We start from the raw sequence: 2,128 nt of genomic DNA on the forward strand, positions 1-2,128 counted from the left end.
AAAGCGAAATACTCTATTCATATCCATACTCAATATTTCTATCAATCAAAATAATACATCCTTACATCAATATAAGATGCCTCCGAAAAGGGAAGATACTGAACTTTTTAACACAAAGAATAATCTCCTAGTCATACTTATAAAAAATCCGAAAAGATATACGAACAGTAAAATATTTCAATCGAAAATCATCTACTCTCTCTAAAATTCTAAAGATGCCTTTGATATCCCATATAATCCCTCGAAGATACTATCGTTTACGAAAGAGTAAACTAGCATCACCATATGAGTAAAAACGATACGAATGAGCAATAGCATATTCATAAATCGTTTTTATCTCTTCTATTCCACAAAATGCTGAAACTAACATCAATAAAGTTGATCTGGGCAAATGAAAATTACTTATCAACATATCCACGACACGAAAATGATGTCCCGGAGTTATGAAAATATCAGTTGAACCAGACCACGGAGCTATCATCCCATCTTCTGTTGCAGCCGTTTCTAAAAGACGCAATGATGTTGTTCCAACAGCAATGATACGTCCTCCTCGAGACTTTGTCGCGTTTAAAGCTTGTGCTGTCTTCGAGTCTATAAAACCCATTTCACTATGCATAACATGATCATCAGTATCCTCTACCCTTACCGGCATAAAGGTAGCTGCACCAACATGCAATGTTACAAAATATACCTGAATACCAGAAGAAATGAGTCTGGATAAAAGCTCAGATGTAAAATGAAGACCAGCCGTAGGTGCAGCAACAGATCCCTGAATTTTAGCGTATATCGTTTGATAATCAATTTGATCACGCTCATCTACGGGACGCTTTCGTGAAATATAAGGAGGCAATGGAAGAGTTCCTACTATGGCAATCTGCATATCCAACTCAATACCTGATTTTTCAAAAGCTAAAAGGATTTCTCCTGTATCCCATTTTTCCATAACAATCGCATCTAATTGGGATTGGGAATCTTTCGCAAAAAAATGAACTTTATCCCCTTTTCTCACTGCTTTACCGGGACGCATATAAACACGCCAACTGTTGGAAGAAACACGCATATGCAAAGTACAAGATATGTTAGCTTCAACATCTTTTTCACCACGCAATCGTATCCCTCTCAATTGAGCAGGAATAACCTTGGTATTATTAAAAACAATCGCATCATGAGGTTTTAAAAACATATGCAAATCACGTACCAAATGATCTGAGATCATCTCGGAAGAAGATAAATCCGGATGCACAACCATGAGACGAGCACTATCCCGCGGAGAGACAGGTCTTAGCGCGATCCTAGAGTTTGGAAGATTAAAATCAAATTCCTTAACCATCATGATTTGTATTTTCCTCTTAGAAATTACCTGACTTTACTATTTCAAATTACCATAAGGTCATCCGAGGATGGGAAAAAGTATCCTATCTATAGGGAAAAGATCATTTTATCTCCTGATCAACTCTCATATCTACCACGATCAGAAGATTATTTATACTGCGTACAGCAATCAATAATAACCATATTCGAAGCAAAAATTTTCAGCTTATTTATAGCGATCTGTTAAAAAAAGAGAAACAGGCTCAGGTGTAAAAGAGGTGATATCACCTTCTATCGAAACAAGATGACGCACTAACGTAGAAGTTATATGCCGAGAATTTTCCCTAGAAAAAAGAGGAACTGTTGTAACTCCCGAAAAAAGACGATGATTTACAGATGCTATGCGCATTTCATAATCAAAATCTGTTACGTCTCTCAAACCACGGATGATAACCTGAGCTGAAATATCCTTTGCCAAATCAACAGCCAATCCCCCGAAAGATACCACCGAAACCCTTGATAGACTCTCTGGTATCAAATGAGCCACAGCTTGCATGATTAATTCTAACCTCTCTTGAAAAGACAAGAAGGTTTCTTTTTTAGACGGATGAGAACCAATAGCACAAACCACCTCTTCAACAAAAGAAAGAGCCTGGATGAGTATATCCATATGCCCATTTGTTACAGGATTGAAAGATCCTGTATAAATAGCCTTTCTAATCACAGATACAACCCTTTTTCCTCTGATTGATATTAGCGTCTTTTATTTGAAGAGCTGGTGTCCATAAAACATACTGCTCATTCAAATCGCTCATCT

General features: G+C 37.1%; 2 protein-coding genes. Both read right to left on the bottom strand.

The genetic code is table 11. The features are described from left to right. Positions 1–250 precede the first annotated feature (250 nt). On the bottom strand, positions 251–1,333 hold the full coding sequence (queA, locus tag H0G72_RS02760; RefSeq protein WP_182017262.1) for a tRNA preQ1(34) S-adenosylmethionine ribosyltransferase-isomerase QueA: 1,083 nt from the start codon (positions 1,331–1,333) through the stop codon (positions 251–253). A gap of 204 nt (positions 1,334–1,537) precedes the next feature. Continuing rightward, positions 1,538–2,035: a pantetheine-phosphate adenylyltransferase gene (coaD, locus tag H0G72_RS02765; protein WP_182017263.1), complete on the bottom strand. Its 498-nt coding sequence runs from the start codon at positions 2,033–2,035 to the stop codon at positions 1,538–1,540. Positions 2,036–2,128 lie beyond the last annotated feature (93 nt).

The organism is Candidatus Liberibacter sp., from assembly GCF_014048425.1.
GTDB lineage: Bacteria > Pseudomonadota > Alphaproteobacteria > Rhizobiales > Rhizobiaceae > Liberibacter.

Excerpts from the sequence above, each read along its gene's own strand:
- queA (WP_182017262.1), bottom strand. The coding sequence starts at position 1,333 with ATGATGGTTAAGGAATTTGATTTTAATCTTCCAAACTCTAGGATCGCG.